The organism is Aeromonas sp. 82P (genome assembly GCF_051919365.1).
GTDB lineage: Bacteria > Pseudomonadota > Gammaproteobacteria > Enterobacterales > Aeromonadaceae > Aeromonas > Aeromonas veronii.
The window spans coordinates 2,445,528-2,465,204 of sequence record NZ_JBQBEV010000001.1 but is presented as its reverse complement, the minus strand read 5'-3'; the positions used below and the strand labels follow the sequence as shown (position 1 = coordinate 2,465,204).

Genomic DNA, 19,677 nt, shown 5'->3' with positions numbered 1-19,677 from the left:
ATTTCCCCAAAAACCAATATCTTGCAACATCCTGAGCGGATGTCTCCCAAGCAAGAGATCTCTTTGGCCGAACGGAAGCCATTTGCTGATGCCTCGTCACCACGCACTGCTCGGATTACTGGCCCTGCTGCCGCTGGCAGCCAACGCCGCATACCGGTTCGATGTGCCGGATTATCTTGCTCGCCTGCCCGAGCAGACCTATCGCATCGTAGAACAGAACTTCAACACCCTTTATCAGCAGACTGATTTCACTCCCCTGATCACCAACAGCTACTTCAACGGCTCCCATCTCTACAAGTTTGTCGGGGTACCGCTGGCCATCAGCGCCCAGTCAGGTTTCCAGCTGGAGGTGTTTGGTCAGGTCTATAACCGCGCTTCGCAAGCCTATATGCACCTGAGCGAGGATATGTCCCTCTATCGAGTGATGCGGGTCGATCTGATGGGGAACCCCAATGATCAGCTGGCCATCGGTTTTGGTCTGGGGGTGCCCATCACCCCGTTGCTAACCCTCAAGGCGATCGCCTCCGGCAGTGATATCCCGGGCTATGGCTCTGCCAAATACGCCGTTGGTTTTGAGTGGCGTTACTGAAAAACGTGACTGATAACCGCTAATTGAAACAATTCAGGCTCCGTGATGGAGCCTGAATTGTTTATGGTGAGGCTGTGATCAGGTGTAGTGGATCACCCGCCCCTCGCCCCCTTGCAGGGTCACGGTTGTGCCGACTGCCTGCCCCTGCCAACAATCAGTTCCCCCTTCCGGCAGCAGAAACTCCTGTGGTTGCCCCTCCCAGTTGAAGAGGCAGAGCAGAGTGCCGCCCTCGGGCAGGCTCACTTCACCGCAGGCAAAGTCCATCGACTCGAAACGGGCAGAGGGTGACCGGGCCGCACAGAGCGCCAACAGCTTGCGAAGGTGCGCCGCCTGCTCCTCATCGAGATCCTGCAGTCGATCACCCGCCAGCATCATGCCACCGCTCGCCACCAGTGCAGCCAGATGGAAACTGTATTCAGCCTTACTTGCCTGCTGGCTCGGTAGATCCCGCAGGCAAATGCAGTCGGGGTCGAGGGCCCAGAGCTTGTCATTCTGCCAGGCGCGGCAGAAGGCCTCGCGGGCAATCTGGCGATAGCGGTGGCCATTGCGCTCCACGTCATCGCTCACCCGCATGCCGTGCACCAGCCCAAGGCTTGGCCAGATGGGGGCATTGCAACCGAGCAGGAAAGCGCCTTCACCAGCACCACGCAGGATGGCGGCCATACCACGCCGATAAGCTTCAACACGGGTGGCAGCCGGATCGTGGAAACGGCCACCGTGGATGGCGCCCCAGAAGTTGGCATCGAGCTTGAAGTAGTGGATGCCCCACTGTTCGCGCAGGGTGCGGAACACCTGCTCAAGGTGCGCTTGCACCTCGGGGTGGGTGCCGTCCAGCACATACCAGGGGGTGCAGCGCCAGCCGCCATAGGTGACCCGCTCGGAGGGCAACGGCAGACCGTCATCCCCCTTCACAAACCAGTCGGGGTGATCCTGAAACAGCTGCGAAGTGGGCTCTGCAATAAAGGGAGCGACCCAGAGGGCGGGCTCGCAGCCAGCCTGTTTGATCTCCGCAGCCAATGCAGCAACACCTTGCTCGAACTTGGCCGATGGAGTGAGCCAGTCACCCATTTTGGCCTGATAGCCGTCGTCGATCTGCACATAGCGCAGGGCCGGGAAACGCTCGGCACGCACCTGCAGGTTCTCGCGAATATCGGCAGCGCTCACCTCGGCGTAGTAGTGATACCAGGAGCACCAGCCGCTCGGGCGCTCACTCACCTTGCCGATCAGCGAGCCGTGCTCGGCCTCGATCAACCGTGCCAGCTCGGCCAGCAGATCCTCGCGCTCCGCCCCTTCAAGGCAGATCAGCGCCTCGCTCTGCCAGTGCCCACCAGCCGCAAGTTTTCGCCCTTCGCAGTTCATCAGGATCTGCAGGCGACCATCAGGGTAGAGGCGAAACTCCCCGCCAAAACGGTGACAGCTGGCAAAGGCGAGCAGCAGCCACCCCTTGCCATGCTCCACCAGCAACAGGTTGTGAATGGTGTGATAGTCCTTGTCATCAGTGATGCGATAGACGCTGGCATCGGGGCAACGGCCGACATGTTGCGGTGATTGCCAGCTACCCATGGTCTGGGCCAGCATCTGGAATCCTTCGCCATAAATGGCGCTCTCCACCGGCAGGCCAAGCTTGCCATCAAACAGCACCCAGCGGTCAACCGGAGTGGCATCAACTCCAGTGTTGTCGAGTCGCACCCGGCACATGGGCCCTTCCCACTGACGGGTTTGCAGCAGATGGGGTGGCAACACATTATCGTTCGCCAGCTGGCGAACTCGGGACAAGAGGGATGTCATCACTACTCCTTGTAGTTCGAAAAGGGTTCTATCAGACAATTTTCAAAAATTGCCAATCAAATCAGCTTCAAACGAACTGATTTCAGTTGTTATTGTTTTAATGCCGCGACCCGGCCTCTCTGGTAAACTGCGATTTTTCTTCCCAGTCGATGAGGTTCACGTGATCGCGCAACGCGCCTTGCTGTACTTTCGTGACTTTATGGTCATCGTCGCCTGCCTGCTGGCAGGCAAATCCGTGGCAGCCATCCTGCCTTTCGCCTTTCCCGGCAGCATCATCGGCATGCTGCTGCTGTTCGTGCTGCTCTCCCTTCAGCTGATAAAGCTGCACTGGGTCGAGCTGGGCGCAGGTTTGCTGCTGCGCCACATGGGCGTTTTGTTCGTGCCGGTCGCGGTCGGACTGGTGGCCTGGCTTGAGCCCCTGCGCCAATCCTTCGGCGTCATCATGCTCTGCATCGTGCTCGGGATCGTGCTTATCCTCGCCACCGTCGGTCGGCTCTACCAGAGGATGAACAAATGATCTTCTGGCTCGCCATTCCCCTGACCCTGGCGCTCTATTTCGCCACCCGCGCCCTCTATCGACGCCTGCCCTGGCCCATCATCAATCCGGTGCTGGTGCCGACCGGGGTGATCATCGGCCTGCTGCTCTGGTTCAACCTGCCCCTTGAGCAGTACGAGCGCGGCAGCAGCCCCATTACCATGCTGCTGGAGCCCGCCGTGGTGGCGCTGGCGCTGCCGCTCTATCAGCAGGCGCGCCAGATCCAGGCCAAGCTCAAGCCCATCCTAATCTGTACCCTCGCCTCCGTCTTGATCTCGGTGTGCACAACCCTGCTGATCGGTCATTTTATGGGCACAGATCCGGCGCTGCTCGCCTCATTGGCGACCAAATCGATTACCACCCCGCTCGCTATGAGCGTCAGCCAGTCCATCGGCGGCATTCCCGCCATTGCGGCCGCAGTGGTGGTGGTGGTGGGGATTGTCGGTGCCCTGATCGGCTACCCGCTGCTCAAACTGTTCAAAGTGACTGATCCGGAAGCGCAAGGGCTCGCCATGGGGGCCTGTGCCCACGCCATCGGCACCGCCACCTCCGCCGAGAAGGGGATCACCCAGGGGGCCTTTGCATCGCTCGCCATGGTGGTGTGCGGGATCCTCACCGCGGCCGTCGCCCCGCTGCTGTTTGCCATCTATCACTGGCTGATCTGATCACCCCATTGACCACCTGTTGACCATTCCGGGGGGCCTGCTGGCCTCTCGGGGTGCGACCTGCCGCACAATTTGCACAAGACAAACGTTTCCATTACCATCCCCCTCCGTTTGCCCGTCAGGGCGTGAGCCTGCTCACACATTTACCCGAGCTTGCTCCCTACAATGGCCGCCCAATTGGCCTTTGAGGACACACTATGCATCCCCGTTTTGCCAAGCCATTCGATACCCTCTCTGCCCCGCTCAAAGCAGCCGTGCAGCCCATGCTGGATAGTGCCGACTTCAACGCCCGCTTCACGCCGGAGCAAGTCGCCACCCTGAAAGCCGCCACAGGTCTCGATGATCGCGCCCTGCGCCTCGCCCTGTTGCCGCTGGCGGCTGCCTGCTCGGTGGCCCCCATCTCCAAATTTTACGTCGGTGCCATCGCCTGCGGCCTGAGCGGCACCTGGTACTTCGGTGCCAACATGGAGTTCGCGGGGCAAGGGTTGTTCCACTCGGTTCACGCCGAGCAGTCCGCCATCTCCAACGCCTGGCTGGGTGGCGAGACCGGGATCTCTGAAATCACCGTCAACTACACCCCTTGCGGCCACTGCCGTCAGTTCATGAACGAGCTGAGCACCGCCAAGATCCTGAAAGTCTCCCTGCCCGATGACCTGAGCGCCCTGCAATCCTTCCTGCCCCACTCGTTTGGCCCGGCGGATCTCGACATCACAGATGCGCTGATGAGCCCGCAGGATCACGCAGAGCTTGAACTTCAAAGCGAAGACCCGCTGTGGCAAGCCGCGCTGGCCGCAGCCCGTCAAAGCTACGCCCCCTATAGCCAGGGCTATGCCGCGGTGGCGCTGCAGTTTGCCGATGGCCGCATCTTCTCTGGCCGCTACGCCGAGAACGCCGCTTTCAACCCCAGCCTGCCGCCGATGCAGATGGCCTGCGCCCATGCGGTGCTTAACGGTGAAGATCTCGCCACCATCCGCCGCGCAGTACTGCTGGAGAACAAAAACGGCCAGATCAGCCAGCGTGACTCCGCCCAGTCCACCCTCAAGGCGCTGGGCTCCGTCGAGCTGGAGTATCAGGCGGTCTGACCCCTGCTTTGCGTCGATAAATGAAAGCCCCCGCACCTTGGTGCGGGGGCTTTTTTACTGGGCCGTTTAACCGGGAGCAGCCGGTTATCCTCACGGCTTGGCTGGGTTGATCACCCAGTCTGACTGGTTGCTGATCAGACAGGTTTCAGCCGCGCCGTGAAGTGGCGCAGCAGCGGCGGCTCGTAGTCAAAGGTGAGCCCGCGAATGCCGCTGGCCCGCGCTTTTACCGCGATCAGGCAGTCGGCCACATAGTCCATGTGATCCCGGGTGTAGACCCGACGCGGAATGGTGAGGCGCAACAGCTCGAAGTCCGCCGCCTCCTGCTTGCCGGTGGCGGGATCGCGCCCCAGCAACAGGGAGCCAATCTCCACCCCGCGCACGCCCCCTTCCAGATAGAGCTCGCAGGCGAGCGCATGGGCCGGAAACTGCTCGGCCGGAATATGGGGGAGCAGCTTTTTAGCATCGACAAACACCGCATGACCACCGGTGGGGGTCTGGATCGGGATCCCCGCCTCGGCCAGCCGCTCGCCGAGATAAGCCACCTGACTGATGCGATAGGTGAGATACTCCTCATCCATCCCCTCCCGCAGACCGATGGCAAGCGCCGCCATGTCCCGCCCCGCAAGGCCGCCATAGGTGACAAACCCCTCCATCGCCACGCAGCGCACCTGCACCGCGCGGAACAGGTCGAGGTCTTCTTTGAAGCAACACAACCCGCCGATATTGACCAACCCGTCCTTTTTGGCCGACATGGTGAAGATGTCCCCCAGGGCAAACATCTGGCGCACTATCTCCTTGATGCTGCACTTGGCATAGGCCGGATCCCGCTCCTTGATAAACCAGGCATTCTCGGCAAAGCGGGCGGCGTCGATCACCACCGGAATCTGGTGGCGACGGGCCAGCGCTGAGACCGCATCCATATTGGCCATGGAGACCGGCTGGCCACCGGCGCTGTTGCAGGTCACCGTGATGATGATGCCAGCTACATTGGCGGCCCCCAGGGTCTCGATGGTGTCGCTCAGGCGAGGGAGATCAAAATCCCCCTTCCAGGCATAGGGGGCCGTGGTGTCGAGGGCTTTCGGAGTGAGCAGGTTGATGGCCCGCGCGCCAGCCAACTCCACATGGGCTTTGGTGGTGTCGAAGTGGTAGTTGGAGATAAAGACCGGCGCCTTGCCCTTGCAGCGCTTGACCAGCTCGGGGAAGAGGATCTGCTCCGCCCCGCGCCCCTGGTGGGTGGGCATCACATGCTGGTAACCAAAAATGTCGCGCACCGTGCGCTCCAGCTCGACGAAGTTGCGGCTGCCCGCATAGGCTTCGTCCCCCATCATGATGCCGGCCCACTGGCGATCGGACATGGCACCTGTGCCACTGTCGGTCAGCAGATCGATGTAGACATCCTCGGCCAGCAGCAGGAAGGGGTTCCAGCCAGCGGCCTCTAGGGCGGCACGGCGTTCGTCGCCAGTGGTCTGTTTGATGGGCTCGACCATCTTGATACGAAACGGCTCGGGTATACGACGCATAAAAGACTCCTCACCGGCGCTAGGCCAGTGTGTATGAAATCGGGATTGGCAAAGAGGCCGGGGCGATCAGGGTCGTCCGGCTGACAAATTCAAACGGCGGGTGCCGCCAATCAGCGGTGAGGAAAGTCGAAGGTGAGAATGGGATCCCGGGTATACCAGTGGGCGAGCAGGCAAGCTGCCCGGGGCGTAGCTGTCATGATTGGCATCACTCCCCTCCATATCGGTTGTAGACAGTCGGTGGCCAACAAGATCCATAGATGGATGCTGCCAACGGGCAGCCTCGCCACGTTAACGGCTGGTTAATTGGCAAACAAGGGGCGCACCGACGGGCTGTGCGCCCGCTCACAAAGTGGGCATCTGCGCGGCAAACCGGCAGCGAGGTTGATCCGCCCGCGCCCCCGCTTCGTTATTCTCCCTACCCACACGCCACATCCCCCATCAGCCAAGGCCGGAAGCCATCATGCATCGCAAACCCCATCTGCCCGAGAAGATCTGCCCCGTCTGCCAGCGCCCCTTCAGTTGGCGGCGCAAGTGGGCGCGCAGTTGGGAGGAGGTTCGCTACTGCAGCGAACGCTGTCGCCACGCTCGTCTCCGTAGCCATCAACATAATGAGGAGCCAGCCTGATGGAGCTGCGCCTGATTCTCGGCGATCAGCTGAACGCCGCTCACAGCTGGTTTCGCACCCCAGATCCGGCGGTCTGCTACCTGATGGCGGAGCTGCGCCAGGAGACCGACTACTGCCGCCACCATCGCCAGAAGGTGCTGTCCTTCTTTGCCGCCATGCGCGCCTTCGCAGCGGCACTCACCCAAGCGGGCCACCGCGTCTGTTACCTGACCCTGGATGAGAGTACCCGCTGGCCCGACTTGCCCGGCTTGCTGGAGGCTCAGCTCGAAGCACATCAGGCCAGCAGCTTTGCCTGGCAGAGCCCGGATGAGTGGCGCCTCGCCAGCCAGTTGAAAAGCTGGGCGGCGGGCCTTGCCATCCCTGCTACCGAGGTGGAGAGCGAACATTTTCTCACCCCCCGCGATGGCTGGCAGCGCTACCCCCACAGCCGGATGGAGTTCTTCTACCGCGCCCTGCGAAAGCAATACCAAGTGCTGCTCGATGAGCGCGGCCAACCCCTTGGCGGGCGCTGGAATTTTGATGACGAGAACCGCGCCAAACTGCCGGATCGCCAGCCTATCCCGGCCCCCCTCACCTTTGCCAACGAGGTGAGCGAGATTGACGCCATGCTGACCCGCCACGGGATCAGTACCATAGGCGAGGCAGATGCCAGCAGGCTGCCCTGGCCCATCACAAGGCGCCAGAGTCGTGAGCTGCTCGCCCATTTTCTCACCCACTGCCTGCCCCACTTTGGCCGCTATCAGGATGCCCTGAGCGAGCGGGGCTGGAGCCTGTTTCACAGCCGTCTGTCGTTTTCCCTCAACAGCAAGATGCTTCATCCGCTTGAGGTGATTCGGACCGCCGAATCCCACTGGCAGGCCAATCAGGCCACCATCACATTGGCGCAGGTAGAGGGGTTTATTCGCCAGATCCTCGGCTGGCGCGAGTTTGTCCGCGCCCTCTACTGGGAGAAGATGCCCGACTACAAGCAGGCCAATTTTCTCGAGGCCAACCGGCCGCTGCCCGGTTTCTTCTGGAGCGGCGAAACCAGGATGGCCTGCGTGCGTCACGCCATTCGCCAGTCTCTTGAGCACGGTTACGCCCACCATATCCAGCGGCTAATGGTGACCGGCAACTTTGCCCTGCTGGCGGGGATCCATCCTGACGAGGTGGATGCCTGGTATCTCGGTATCTATGTGGATGCCATCGAGTGGGTGGAGCTGCCCAACACCCGCGGCATGAGCCAGTTTGCCGACGGCGGCCTGATGGGCAGCAAGCCCTACGCCAGCAGCGGCGCCTATCTCGAACGGATGGGCCACTACTGCAAGGGGTGCCACTATCAGGTCAAAGCCCGCCACGGCGACGGAAGTTGCCCCTTCAACAGCCTCTACTGGCACTTTCTCTGGCGCAATCGGGACAAACTTGGCCGCAATCCCCGCCTCGCCCTCCCCTATGCCAACTGGGATGGCCAAGCCGCAGCGCAGCAGCAGGCCATTCTGGCAACAGCGGAGCACTACCTGATCAAGCTGGAGCAGTTGTAAGCGGGCCATGTCCCCTGACACTGCCCTGAAAACAGCGCAGCGATTTACGCTGGCAATCAGGCTCGTCATCGCACCAAACACCAGCCTGTGACCGGCAAGCAGACGGAGATCCCAATCCTGCGTAGAGCGGTTGAATATCCTGTGGCGGCTGATTATGGTGGTGGCCACATCAGGAGATCAGTCAAGGAAAGACGATATGGAGATAGTGGTTCTCGGTGGCGGCGTGATTGGGGTAACCAGCGCCTGGTATCTGGCCAAGGCGGGTCACAAGGTGACCCTGCTGGAGCGACAAGGTGGCGTCGCCCTTGAAACCAGCCATGCCAACGCCGGGCAGATATCACCCGGTTATGCAGCCCCCTGGGCGGCCCCCGGCATCCCGCTCAAGGCTGCCAAGTGGATGCTGCAAAAGCATGCCCCCTTCACCGTGCGCCCCACCGCCGACCCCTTCCAGCTACGCTGGATGCTCAGAATGCTCGCCAACTGTACTCCGACCGCCTATGCCACCAACAAGGGGCGCATGGTGCGTCTGGCCGAATACAGCCGCGACTGCATGAAGCTGCTGCGCGACGAGCTGAACATCGATTACGAAGGGCGCCAGCTCGGCACCCTGCAACTGTTTCGCAGCCAATCCCAGCTCGATGCCAGTCAGCGCGACATCGAGGTACTGGAGGAGTATGGCGTCCCCTACCAGTCGCTCGATGCCAGCGGCTGCGAAGCGGCAGAGCCTGCGCTGGCGCGGGTGCGCGGCAAAATCGTCGGCGGCCTGCGTCTGCCCGGCGACGAGACCGGCGACTGCTTCCGCTTCACCAAGGCCCTGGCCCTTGAAGCCGAGAAGCTCGGGGTCAAATTCGTCTTCAACTGCGACATCGACGAGATTGAGCAAGCCCGCGGCCGCGCCGTGGCGGTGCGGGCGGGCGAGCAGCGCTATCGCGCCGATGCCATCGTCTGTGCGCTTGGCAGTTATGCCACCGGTTTTCTGCGGCCGTTGCTGCGCCCGCTCGGGCTGGAGCTGCCTGTCTATCCGGTCAAGGGCTACTCCCTCACCCTGCCGATGATCAATGCCGAGGCCGCGCCGCGCAGTACCGTGCTCGATGAAACCTACAAGGTGGCCATCACCCGCTTTGACGAGCGGATCCGGGTCGGCGGCATGGCGGAGCTGTCGGGCTACAACCTCGCTCTCAACCCCAGACGTCACGACACCCTGGCCATGGTGGTCGGCGATCTCTTCCCCGCAGGGGGCGATATCAGCAAGGCCGAGTTCTGGACCGGCCTGCGTCCCATGACGCCGGACGGCACCCCGCTGGTGGGGCCAAGCCCCATTCCCGGCCTCTGGCTCAATACCGGCCACGGCACATTGGGCTGGACCATGGCGGCCGGTTCGGGTCAGCTTCTGTGCGATCTGATCAGCGGCAGCGAGCCCGCCATCAGCGATGAGGGGCTCACTTTGGCCCGTTACGGCTAAGCGCCCAAGCTGTCGGGCTGTTTCACTCGCCAACTACGCCCTCAGACAACAGCAGAGGACGTTCTCAACCGCTTTATTGACAGGCCACCGCCAAAAACGGTGGCCTTTTCGTCTGATATTGACCTTCTCCCTCCCCGTCTGCCTGAGCGGTGCGCTGGCTGCCGGTTAATGCAGCAAACGGCACAGAATATTGCGCAATTCGACTTGCGCAAGCCGCCACAATCCGTAATGTGGATAGACGCATTTTTCGCAGCGCATATTTTTTAAATGGCCTGTAAACCGCTTGTAAACAGGCGTCGCCAGACAAGGGGTTACGGGTGTCACCGCGAGTTTCTTTAGCAGCAATCCAGGGTAGGACAATATGAAAAAAGTAGGTTTGGTCGGTTGGCGTGGCATGGTGGGATCGGTTCTGATGAGCCGGATGCAGGAAGAGCAGGATTTCGCCCATATTCAACCCACATTCTTCACCACCTCCCAGGCCGGTGAGGCCGCTCCCAACTTCGGCGTCGATGCCGGTACCCTGCAGGACGCCTTCGATATCGAGGCGCTGGCCAAGCAGGATATCATCATCACCGCCCAAGGCGGCGACTACACCAAGGATGTCTATCCGCGCCTGAAAGCCGCTGGCTGGCAGGGTTACTGGATTGACGCCGCCTCCTCCCTGCGGATGGAGAAAGACGCCGTCATCATTCTCGATCCGGTCAATGGCGACGTCATCGAGCAGGCCCTGAACGATGGCATCAAGACCTTCGTCGGCGGCAACTGCACCGTCAGCCTGATGCTGCTGGCCCTCGGCGGCCTGTTCAAGGCCGATCTGGTGGAGTGGGTGAGCGTGGCCACCTATCAGGCCGCCTCCGGTGGCGGTGCCCGCCATATGCGCGAGCTGGTCACCCAGATGGGGATGCTGCGTGACGAAGTGGCGGTCGAGCTGGCGGACCCCGCCTCCGCCATCCTCGACATCGAGCGCAAGATCACCGAGAAGACCCGCTCCGGCACCCTGCCGGTAGACAACTTCGGCGTGCCGCTGGCCGGTGGCCTTATCCCCTGGATCGACACCAAGCTCGACAACGGCCAGAGCCGTGAAGAGTGGAAGGGTCAGGCCGAGACCAACAAGATTTTGGGTATCGAAAACGCCGTCATTCCGGTGGATGGTCTCTGCGTGCGGATCGGCGCCCTGCGCTGCCACAGCCAGGCGTTCACCATCAAGCTGAAAAAGGATGTGCCGCTGGCGGAGATCGAAGCGCTGCTGGCTGCCCACAACGACTGGGTAAAAGTGATCCCCAACGATCGCGACATCACCGCCCGCGAGCTGACTCCGGCTGCCGTTACCGGCACCCTCAGCATTCCGGTGGGTCGTCTGCGCAAGCTCAATATGGGCCCTGAGTATCTGGCCGCCTTTACCGTGGGTGATCAGCTGCTGTGGGGCGCCGCCGAGCCGCTGCGCCGCATGCTGCGTATCCTGCTGGCGCGTTAACCCGCCACAGAAGCAGATACAACAAGGGCGGGGAGTCACACTCCCCGCCCTTTTTCATTGCCTGTTTTTATGACCCGTTTAACGGGTTCACGGCCTTGCCATTACTTGAGCAGGATTCGCTGGCAGCCGCTGTAGATCTCGGCCCTTCCGGGGCGGCAAAAGCCCACCAGGGTGAGCCCGGTTTGCTCGGCCCGCTCGACCGCAAGCTCTGTGGCGGCCGAGATGGCGAGCAAGATCTCGACCCCGGCGCTGGCGCACTTTTGCACCATCTCGAAGCTGGCGCGGCTGGTCACCAGAATGGCGCCATCACGGCGACCCGTGCGGCACAGATGACCCACCAGCTTGTCCAGCGCGATATGGCGCCCCACATCCTCGCGAATGGCGAGAATATTGCCCTCCCCGTCCAGATGCACAGCCGCATGGGTGGCGCCGGTGCGCTGACCCAATAGCTGGAGCGGGCGCAGCGCGCTCAATACCTTATCGATATGGCCCACCGCCAGACGCTGACTGTCGGGCAAGCTTGGCTGGGTGCGGATCACCTGCTCCAGACTCTCGCTGCCGCAGATGCCGCAACCGGTGCGCCCCGCGAGCGTGCGCCGCTTCTCTTTGAGGCGATAAACGCAGCGATTGGCCAACGTGATATGCAGCTCAATCCCCTGACAGCCATCAATCTGCTCGATGTCGTGGATATCGAGCAGGCTGTCGATGATCCCCTCGGATAGCGAGAAGCCGATGGCAAAATCCTCCAGATCGGAGGCCGAGCACATCATCACGCTGTGGGCGATGCCGTTGTAGACCAGCGCCACCGGCGTCTCGGAGGGGAGCGCCATCTCGCTGTCGCAGGTCAGTGTATCGGCGCGGTAGTGCACCACCTCGCGGTGGATGGCGCAGCGGGCCAGTTCGTTCTGCGCCTCCAGCTCAAGTAGCTCTCTCATGGTGCGACCCCGTCAATGATCTCGGGATCTCTGGCCGAAATGCCGAGCCGCTTCATTTTCGAAAGCAAGGTGGTGCGCTTCATACCAAGGCGGTTGGCCGCCCCCCGCTCGCCAGCCACGATGCCGTTGCAGTCACGCAGGGCGGCGATGATCGCCTCGCGCTCATCGGTCGGCCCCTCCTCGGCAAAGAGCTGCGTGGCGGGCTCGTCATACACCAGGGTCTCAATCTTGTGGTAACCCTTGAGGGGCATCAGCTCATCGGGCGAGAGGTTGAGCACATGGCCGCGGGTCATCACCACGGCGCGCTCGATGACGTTCTCCAGCTCGCGGATATTGCCGTACCAGGGGAGTGACACCAGCATTTTCATGGCATCGGCGGGGATGGAGGTGATGGTGCGGCGCATCCGCTTGGCGATCTTCTTGATAAAGAAATTGACCAAGAGCGGAATGTCCTCGCGGCGCTCGCGCAGCGGCGGCAGCTCGATGGGAAAGACGTTGAGGCGGTAGTAGAGATCGCTTCGAAAGCGCTTGTTCTTGACCATGGAGAGCAAATCGCAGTTGGTGGCGGCCACCAACCGCACATCCACTGCGATGGGGTTGCTGTTGCCCACCCGCTCCAGCTCGTGCTCCTGCAATACCCGCAAGAGTTTCGGCTGCAAGTCCAGCGGCATATCCCCCACTTCGTCGAGGAACAGGGTGCCCTTGTGGGCCCGCTCGAAGCGGCCGATGCGCTGGGTCAGGGCGCCGGTAAAGGCCCCCTTTTCGTGGCCAAACAGATCGCTCTCGATAAGGCCGGTCGGGATGGCGGCGCAGTTCACCTTCACCATCTCGTGGTCGTGGCGGGCACTCAGGGCGTGAATGGCCTGGGCGATCAGCTCCTTGCCGGTGCCGGTCTCGCCGAGGATCAGCACGGTGCTGTCGCTCTCGGCCACCAGCCGCACCTTCTCCAGCACACTCTCCATCACCGCGCTCTGGTAGATGATGTGGGGGAACTCCCCCTGCATCTGCGGCTCGTTGATGCGAATGGTCTTCTCTTTGGCGCCGTTGGTGTTAGAGATCTCCTGCTGCGCCTGCACGTTGTTCATGGCAATGGCGGTGCGCGCCGCCACCTGCTCCAGCAAGGAGATATCGATATCGGCAAAAAAGTCGGCGTTGGGGTGCGAGAGGATCAACACCCCCAGCAGGTTGCCCCGATAGCGCAGCGGCAAAATGCAGGAGCTGTCGGCCTCGGGGGGCAGGATCTGGGAGGTAAAGCGGCAGCGATTGCTGCAGCCGTGGCCATGTTCGCGATAGACGAAAAACGGCTCGCTATGACCAAGAGCCCCCTGCAGACACTTCTTTTCAAAACAGGAGTGATCGATGATCCCCGGCTGCTCGCTCTGGTGCTGATTGACCAGATAGCTCTTGAAGCTGTCGGAGGTGGCGTTGTACTCCGCCAGACACAAGCTGCTGATGCCGAAGTGGTGGTGCAGGATGGTAAACAGGCTCTTTGGCAGCTCGGCGATGCGCACCAGTTTGATTACCGCGTTGGTCACATCCACCAGAATTTTGCAGCTGTCGCGCTCAAGGCGCAGGGAGTTCGCCTGCTCAAGGGTGCGCTCCTTGTCGAGCACGTTCTCCAGCGCAATGGCGATAATGGCCGCCAGCTGGGTCAGCTTGGCGAGGGTCTCCATGGTGAAGCTGTCGAGCTGGGTGTTGATAAACTCGACCCCACCCAGATGGCTGCGGGCGGTGGTAATGGGGAGCTGGCAGTAGGAGCGCAGCCCCCCGTAGACCCCTTCGCGATCCAGCGCCGGGTAGCGATTCTCAAAGCGGGCGGCAGCGAGAATGATGGCCTGTTCCGGGGTCTCTTTGGTAGGACGGGGGGAGAGGTGCAGCTCTGCCTTGGGGCAGACCAGATGCTTTGGGCCGGAATGTCCCATGAAGTAGAAGATGGCCTCCTCGTCCGCACCCATGTTGAGGATCAGGTTGACCCGGGTTACGCCGCCGAAGCTGGCATCTATCTTGTTGAGTTTGTGGATAAAATCATCGAGCGTCACGGCCGACAGGAGGGATTTGGAGAGCAGGAGGAAACCGTCGTCCCAGATGGGAGAGATCTCGTCCAGGGGGATGGCACTCACATTTAGCATTGCGGCCTCACGTTATATCGATTTAGTCACCAGTCAGGCTGTCCATGCCATCGCATCACGACAAGCACCCGTCACCAAAATAAATAGCCGCAGCCCGTAAAAGCGGCTGCCAATAAGAAAAGCGGTGACGAAAATTGTCGCATGTTGCAATTCCAGAGTTGTTATTAACGAACGACAACAAAAAGTAACATCGTTATCGGGGGATATATTGGAATGGCGACTCATCATAGATGAGCTCAAATTTCATTACAATCCGATTTAATATATCTGATGGCCATATTTAACCGGTTATTTCATCAGTTCTTGATCTCAATTAAGGCGCCCGAAAAGTGGGCCGCCGTCAACTGTCAGATCTGCCCTTTCCTCTTCGCTGGCTGCTTCACTGGCTGCGGATTTCAAGATGGCGTTTGCTGCCCATTTATCGGCAATTTATGAGGTGATGATCCGGCTGTGGCAGCACTTCAGGCCACCGAAGATAAAGAGGGCCGACAGGCTCTGGAAGGCCATCAGCAGCCAGCTGGCGTTGTCGGCAAGCTCGGCGGTGACGCTCTGGTGCGTGAGGTAGACCAGCAGAGTGATCACCCCCAGCAGCAGGCCGTTGATCAAGGTTGTGGAGATAAACCCGATCAGCCAGGCACTGGAAATACTCAAGGCAGAAAATACGCTGCTCATGGCAAGCCTTGCTGCCATAAAACAGCCGAAAAAACCGAAGCCGAGCAGAAATATCATCTCGTCGCGCCAAATATAGCAACCTATTCCCAGCAATATCGCCGCCAGATAGGTACCAATATAGAAAATTCCGAATAAGCGACCAATTTCATGTTGCATCATTTATCCCCTGTTTTTGGGTAATAAAAGGGTGCCCGACTCGATAAATCCGAGTCGGGTTCCCTTATTTGTGCAGAACGTCCTTTTTTAGGGCGGGTCAGCCTTTGGCTGCGCTGCGCAATTTCGCCTTGAGCGCGCTGTATTCAGTCTGGACGTACACTTCCGCCTCAGGCTGATTGTCGATTCGCTCGATCTTCACCGCGCAGTACTTGTACTCCGGCGTGTGGGAGACGGGATCGACGTGCTCGATGGTGAGCTCGTTGCAGGCCCCGATCCACCACTGGTAGGTCATGTAGACCACCCCGGCGTTGACCCGGTCGTTGTAGTTGGCCCGGGTGATCACCTTGCCACGGCGCGACGAGATCCAGACCAGCGCCTGATCCTTCACCCCAAGCTTTTTGGCATCGCTCGGGTGGATCTGCACATAACCCGGCTCATCGGCCAGGGTTTGCAGCGCCGAGCAGTTGCCGGTCATGGAGCGGCAGGAGTAGTGACCCACCTCGCGCACGGTGGAGAGCACCAGCGGGTACTCGGCACAGGGCTGCTCCAGCGGCGGCCGCCACTCGGAGGCAATCAGCTGACCCTTGCCGCTCGGGGTGGTGAACACATTCCCCTCGAACAGGGTGCTGGTGCCCGGGTGATCCTCGGTCGGACAGGGCCACTGCACGCTCTTGAGATCGGCCATCTTGTCGTAGCTGACCCCGGCGTAGAGCGGGCAGAGCGCACGCATCTCGTCCCAGATCTCTTCGGTGTTGTGGTACTCCATGGGATAACCCATGGCGGTCGCCATCAACGAGAAGATGGCCCAGTCCGGTTTCACGTTCTCAGGGGGCGTCACCGCCTTGTAGAAGCGCTGGAAGCCGCGATCTGCCGAGCTGTAGACCCCTTCGTGCTCGCCCCAGCTGGTGGCGGGCAGAATGACGTCGGCCATCTCGGCAGTCTGGGTCATGAAGATATCCTGCACGATCACCAGCTCCATCCCCGCCAGAGTGCGGCGGAACTGACCCAAGTCAGCTTCGGTCTGAGCCGGATCTTCACCGAAGATGTAGAAGGCCTTGCACTTGCCCTCCTCCACCTTGTGGCCAAGCTCGGTCAGGCGGTATCCCGGTTTCTGGGAGAGCGACGCCACGCCCCACGCCTTGGCAAACTTGGCGCTGATGGCGGGATCGGCCACCGACTGATAACCCGGGAACTGGTGGGGCAGCATCCCCATATCACAGGTGCCCTGCACGTTGTTCTGACCACGTACCGGCCCGCAGCCGGTGCCGCGGCGACCAAAGTTGCCGGTCAGCAGCGCCAGACCCGCCAGCCCCTTGACCACGTCCACTGCCTGACCGTACTGGGTCACCCCCATGCCCCACAGGATCATGGAAGCAGGCGACTCGGCGTAGGTGCGAATGGCGGCGCGGATATCGGCGGCTTTCAGGCCGGTGATCCCCTCCACATATTCCGGGGTGTACTTGGCCACTGTCGCCTTGAAGGTCTCGAACCCTTCGGTGTAGTTGGCGACAAATGCCTTGTTGTAGAGCCCTTCATTGATCAACACGTTGGCGAAGGCGTTAACCAGCGCCATGTTGGAACCGTTTTTGAGCGGCAGCCACTGATCGGCGATGCGGGCGGTCTCCACCATACGGGGATCACACACAATCACCTTGGCCCCGTTTGCCTTCGCCTTGAGGATATGGCGAGCGACGATGGGGTGAGAGTCAGCAGCGTTGTAACCAAACACCAGCAGGCACTTGGTCTCTTGAATTTCGGGAATGGCGTTGCTCATGGCGCCGTTGCCTACAGTTGTCTCCAGACCGGAGACTGAGGGTGCGTGTCACACCCTCGCGCAGTGGTCGACGTTGTTCGTCCCAATCACTGCACGGGCAAATTTCTGCATCACATAGTTGGCTTCATTGCCGGGGCCACGGGCAGAGCCGGTGGTCATGATGGCGTCCGGGCCATATTTCGCCTTGATGGCAGAGAGACGGCTGCTGGCGAACTCGATCGCCTCATCCCAGGAGACCGCCTCGAACTTGCCACCGCGCTCGCGGCGGATCATCGGGCTCTTGAGACGGGGGGTCAGCAGGTTGGTGTCGTTCAAAAAATCCCAACCGTAATAGCCCTTGAGGCAGAGCTGCCCCTCGTTGGTCCGGCCGTTGGCGCCTTCGGCCCCCACCACCTTGTCGTTTTCAACCAGCAGGTTGATTTTGCAACCGGTGCCGCAATAGGGGCACACGGTAATGACTTTTTTCATGACTCACACTCTTGTTTGTTAACGAAAAACGGCTCGGCAAGCCCGCTCACACCCGCGCCGGCATCGCCAGCAGTGCCTCGGCACTGGCCAGCTGCTTCTGCCGGTTCAGGGTTTCAAGATGCTCCGGCGTGACCAGCCGCAGCGCCTGGGTCGGACACACCTCGACACAGGCCGGGCCCGCCTCGCGGTGACGGCAGAGATCGCACTTGAGCGCCTGCGCCTTGGTCTGCGGACGCTTGAAGAGCGAATCGGCAGCGGGTGCCACCTCTTTGAGCACCACCGCCATGGCGCCGTAAGGACAGGCCACTACGCAGGACTTGCAGCCGATGCAGCGCTCCTGCAACACCTTGACGCAACCATCCTCACTGACGATGGCATTGTTCGGGCAGGCCATGGCGCACGGCTTGTCTTCACACTGGCGACAGAGCACCGGCGTGGTCACCTTGCTGCCCACGATCACCTTCAGGCGCGGCTGAAAGTAGCTGTCCCTGGAGACCAGATGTCCATCCTCGATGGCAAGATGCAGGCCGCCCTCCCGCTCAAGGGTCCCGCTGCAAGACCCTGACTGGTGTGAAACGGCGCAGGCCACCTCACAGGTACGACACCCAATACAGAGACTGGGATCTGCAATCACGAAGCTGTTCATAGAGAGGGATCCTAAATGGTTCGTTACACCGGGCCGCCCGCCGACAGGCAAAGAGGCGGCCAGCCCCCCACAAAGCATTTATCAGACCAAAACGGGCCAAGGGTGCGATAAAAATTCACAACCATCTGAAAATAAAGGAGTAATCAGCAAGAGCAGCGTGCTGTTTACCGATACTGATGAGGGTGACGACGGGGTGGGAAGTGTGATCGACACGACAAAAGTGACGAGCTCGACACCGGCTGACAAAGGCTATCACCCTGCCCTTTCAGCTCAAGCGAACAAACAACAACCAATCAATGACTAATTTATTGATCTCGGACAGATTATGCGCCGATTGCCCTTTTTACCCCCTACCCGATTGGATAGCATGCTTCAGTTGGCAACCAGCTCCGTTGAGTTTTTTCCATACAGAAGCACAAAGTACTCCTCAACTCAGAACAGCAGACTGTGACTAGCTTACAGAGTGATTAGGGTTACTGGCTGTCACACACAATTTTTTAACGCCAGAGTAAAATTAAAACAGGTTATATTTAGCATATGATTCGACCAACAAGAACGTGGCAATTATTTGAACAGCTAGTTGTAAAGATTTTAGAAGAAAATGATTTTATAGCTATAAAAAATGATGTTAGGGGAGATAATGGTTTTGACTTGTTAGCTCGCTATAAAAATGAAGACTGGGCTATTGAAGTAAAATTTTATCGTACTGCTCGAGCTCAATACTCGCTTATTGATGCAGCAGCTAGTCGGCTAGCTATAAATGGTGCTTCTGCGCAAGTCCAGAAAGGCATGCTAGTTGTTTCTTGTATTATACCATCAGAACTAAGAGTTATTATCCAAGATAAGTTTAATATTACTCTAATCGACCGAGTAGATTTAAAATCATGGTGCAAAAACAATCCATCTCTGGCCGAAGAGTTAGGTACTATATTAGAATCCACACCTTACGAATCTTTAGATGTAAAACCTGTAAATAAGAATTCGAAATCACCTCTTACTCTTAACTCCCTTAGCCTCACCAAGCCACAGGCATTAGATACTAGAGGGACTACCCTAATACAAGAACTAGGTCTTATAAAAAAAGGAAAGACCAGTTGGTCTGCATATGAAAAAATATGTGACAAAATACTTAGATACCTGTTTTCAAATGATCTTCATGGGTGGCATTCTCAAAAAAGAACGGATGATGGGCTTCATCGATATGACTATGTATGTCGTGTAAAGCCTACGACTGAATTTTGGAAATTTGTCATTGATCACCTTGATAGTCGATATGTTCTTTTTGAGTTTAAAAACTATTCTGGGAAAATAAAGCAAGGACAAGTGCTTACAACAGAGAAGTACTTATTAGAACGAGGACTTAGACGCGTGGCATTTATTATCACTCGAGTCGGAGCAGATCAGAATGCGATTACCATGATGCAGGGCGCAATGAGAGAACATGGTAAATTAATGCTTGTATTAAATGATGAAAAGGTAAGCGAGATGCTCAAAATGAAAGAGCAAGGCGAAGATCCTTCTGATCTTCTCTTTGAAATTGCAGATGATTTTCTACTAAGGCTACCTCGATAGTTAAGAGCTATAGATACAGTGCCGAGCAACGGTACCATAATAAAAATTCATATGTGCAGTTATTG

Annotated in this window: 17 protein-coding genes; 10 read left to right on the top strand and 7 right to left on the bottom strand. The window is 59.3% G+C overall.

The window, feature by feature from the left end:
• Positions 1-88 precede the first annotated feature (88 nt).
• Positions 89-589: a hypothetical protein gene (locus tag ACTG2S_RS11285; RefSeq protein ID WP_005360277.1), complete on the top strand. Its 501-nt coding sequence runs from the start codon at positions 89-91 to the stop codon at positions 587-589.
• A gap of 78 nt (positions 590-667) precedes the next feature.
• Here ACTG2S_RS11285 and ACTG2S_RS11280 read toward each other — a convergent pair whose 3' ends face one another.
• Entirely contained in the window at positions 668-2,377 is a 1,710-nt protein-coding gene (locus tag ACTG2S_RS11280; RefSeq protein WP_274161865.1) for a glycoside hydrolase family 36 protein, read from the bottom strand.
• Positions 2,378-2,537: 160 nt separating this feature from the next.
• Here ACTG2S_RS11280 and ACTG2S_RS11275 point away from each other — a divergent pair, with 160 nt between their 5' ends.
• From ACTG2S_RS11275 to cdd, 3 genes are all read left to right on the top strand, one after another.
• Positions 2,538-2,894, top strand: coding sequence for a CidA/LrgA family protein (locus ACTG2S_RS11275; protein ID WP_005333279.1), 357 nt, complete (start codon positions 2,538-2,540; stop codon positions 2,892-2,894).
• Complete coding sequence (locus tag ACTG2S_RS11270) at positions 2,891-3,577, top strand: LrgB family protein (RefSeq protein WP_274161864.1); 687 nt, start codon at positions 2,891-2,893, stop codon at positions 3,575-3,577. Before ACTG2S_RS11275 ends, ACTG2S_RS11270 begins: the two co-directional genes overlap by 4 nt.
• A 197-nt stretch (positions 3,578-3,774) precedes the next feature.
• A complete protein-coding gene (gene cdd, locus ACTG2S_RS11265; RefSeq protein WP_005333283.1) occupies positions 3,775-4,659 on the top strand; it encodes a cytidine deaminase in 885 nt (294 codons plus the stop codon).
• 134 nt (positions 4,660-4,793) lie between these two features.
• Here the strand turns inward: cdd and ACTG2S_RS11260 are convergent, their stop codons facing one another.
• On the bottom strand, positions 4,794-6,179 hold the full coding sequence (locus ACTG2S_RS11260; RefSeq protein ID WP_274161863.1) for a tryptophanase: 1,386 nt from the start codon (positions 6,177-6,179) through the stop codon (positions 4,794-4,796).
• 460 nt (positions 6,180-6,639) lie between these two features.
• Here ACTG2S_RS11260 and ACTG2S_RS11255 point away from each other — a divergent pair, with 460 nt between their 5' ends.
• From ACTG2S_RS11255 to asd, 4 genes are all read left to right on the top strand, one after another.
• The gene (locus ACTG2S_RS11255; RefSeq protein WP_074042620.1) at positions 6,640-6,804 is read left to right on the top strand and encodes a DUF2256 domain-containing protein; all 165 of its coding nucleotides are present in this window, start codon (positions 6,640-6,642) and stop codon (positions 6,802-6,804) included.
• Positions 6,804-8,324, top strand: a complete 1,521-nt coding sequence (locus ACTG2S_RS11250; RefSeq protein ID WP_274161862.1) for a cryptochrome/photolyase family protein — start codon at positions 6,804-6,806, stop codon at positions 8,322-8,324. The genes ACTG2S_RS11255 and ACTG2S_RS11250 overlap by 1 nt, the downstream gene beginning before the upstream one ends.
• A 154-nt stretch (positions 8,325-8,478) precedes the next feature.
• Positions 8,479-9,786, top strand: coding sequence for a D-amino acid dehydrogenase (locus tag ACTG2S_RS11245; protein ID WP_337993052.1), 1,308 nt, complete (start codon positions 8,479-8,481; stop codon positions 9,784-9,786).
• Between the two features lie 361 nt (positions 9,787-10,147).
• Complete coding sequence (gene asd / locus ACTG2S_RS11240) at positions 10,148-11,260, top strand: aspartate-semialdehyde dehydrogenase (protein WP_005345266.1); 1,113 nt, start codon at positions 10,148-10,150, stop codon at positions 11,258-11,260.
• Between the two features lie 101 nt (positions 11,261-11,361).
• Here asd and fdhD read toward each other — a convergent pair whose 3' ends face one another.
• From fdhD to ACTG2S_RS11215, 5 genes are all read right to left on the bottom strand, one after another.
• Entirely contained in the window at positions 11,362-12,195 is an 834-nt protein-coding gene (gene fdhD / locus ACTG2S_RS11235; RefSeq protein ID WP_274161859.1) for a formate dehydrogenase accessory sulfurtransferase FdhD, read from the bottom strand.
• Positions 12,192-14,324: a sigma 54-interacting transcriptional regulator gene (locus ACTG2S_RS11230; RefSeq protein WP_439982524.1), complete on the bottom strand. Its 2,133-nt coding sequence runs from the start codon at positions 14,322-14,324 to the stop codon at positions 12,192-12,194. Before ACTG2S_RS11230 ends, fdhD begins: the two co-directional genes overlap by 4 nt.
• A 429-nt stretch (positions 14,325-14,753) precedes the next feature.
• A complete protein-coding gene (locus ACTG2S_RS11225; protein ID WP_234881962.1) occupies positions 14,754-14,996 on the bottom strand; it encodes a hypothetical protein in 243 nt (80 codons plus the stop codon).
• Between the two features lie 253 nt (positions 14,997-15,249).
• On the bottom strand, positions 15,250-17,394 hold the full coding sequence (gene fdhF / locus ACTG2S_RS11220; RefSeq protein ID WP_080771385.1) for a formate dehydrogenase subunit alpha: 2,145 nt from the start codon (positions 17,392-17,394) through the stop codon (positions 15,250-15,252).
• Positions 17,395-17,440: 46 nt separating this feature from the next.
• The gene (locus ACTG2S_RS11215; protein WP_005333302.1) at positions 17,441-18,040 is read right to left on the bottom strand and encodes a 4Fe-4S dicluster domain-containing protein; all 600 of its coding nucleotides are present in this window, start codon (positions 18,038-18,040) and stop codon (positions 17,441-17,443) included.
• Between the two features lie 157 nt (positions 18,041-18,197).
• On the opposite strand from ACTG2S_RS11215, the gene ACTG2S_RS11210 reads away from it, so the two are divergent.
• Entirely contained in the window at positions 18,198-18,344 is a 147-nt protein-coding gene (locus ACTG2S_RS11210; RefSeq protein ID WP_376901101.1) for a hypothetical protein, read from the top strand.
• Between the two features lie 233 nt (positions 18,345-18,577).
• Positions 18,578-19,612: a restriction endonuclease gene (locus tag ACTG2S_RS11205; RefSeq protein WP_376901102.1), complete on the top strand. Its 1,035-nt coding sequence runs from the start codon at positions 18,578-18,580 to the stop codon at positions 19,610-19,612.
• The last annotated feature ends 65 nt before the right edge of the window (positions 19,613-19,677 follow it).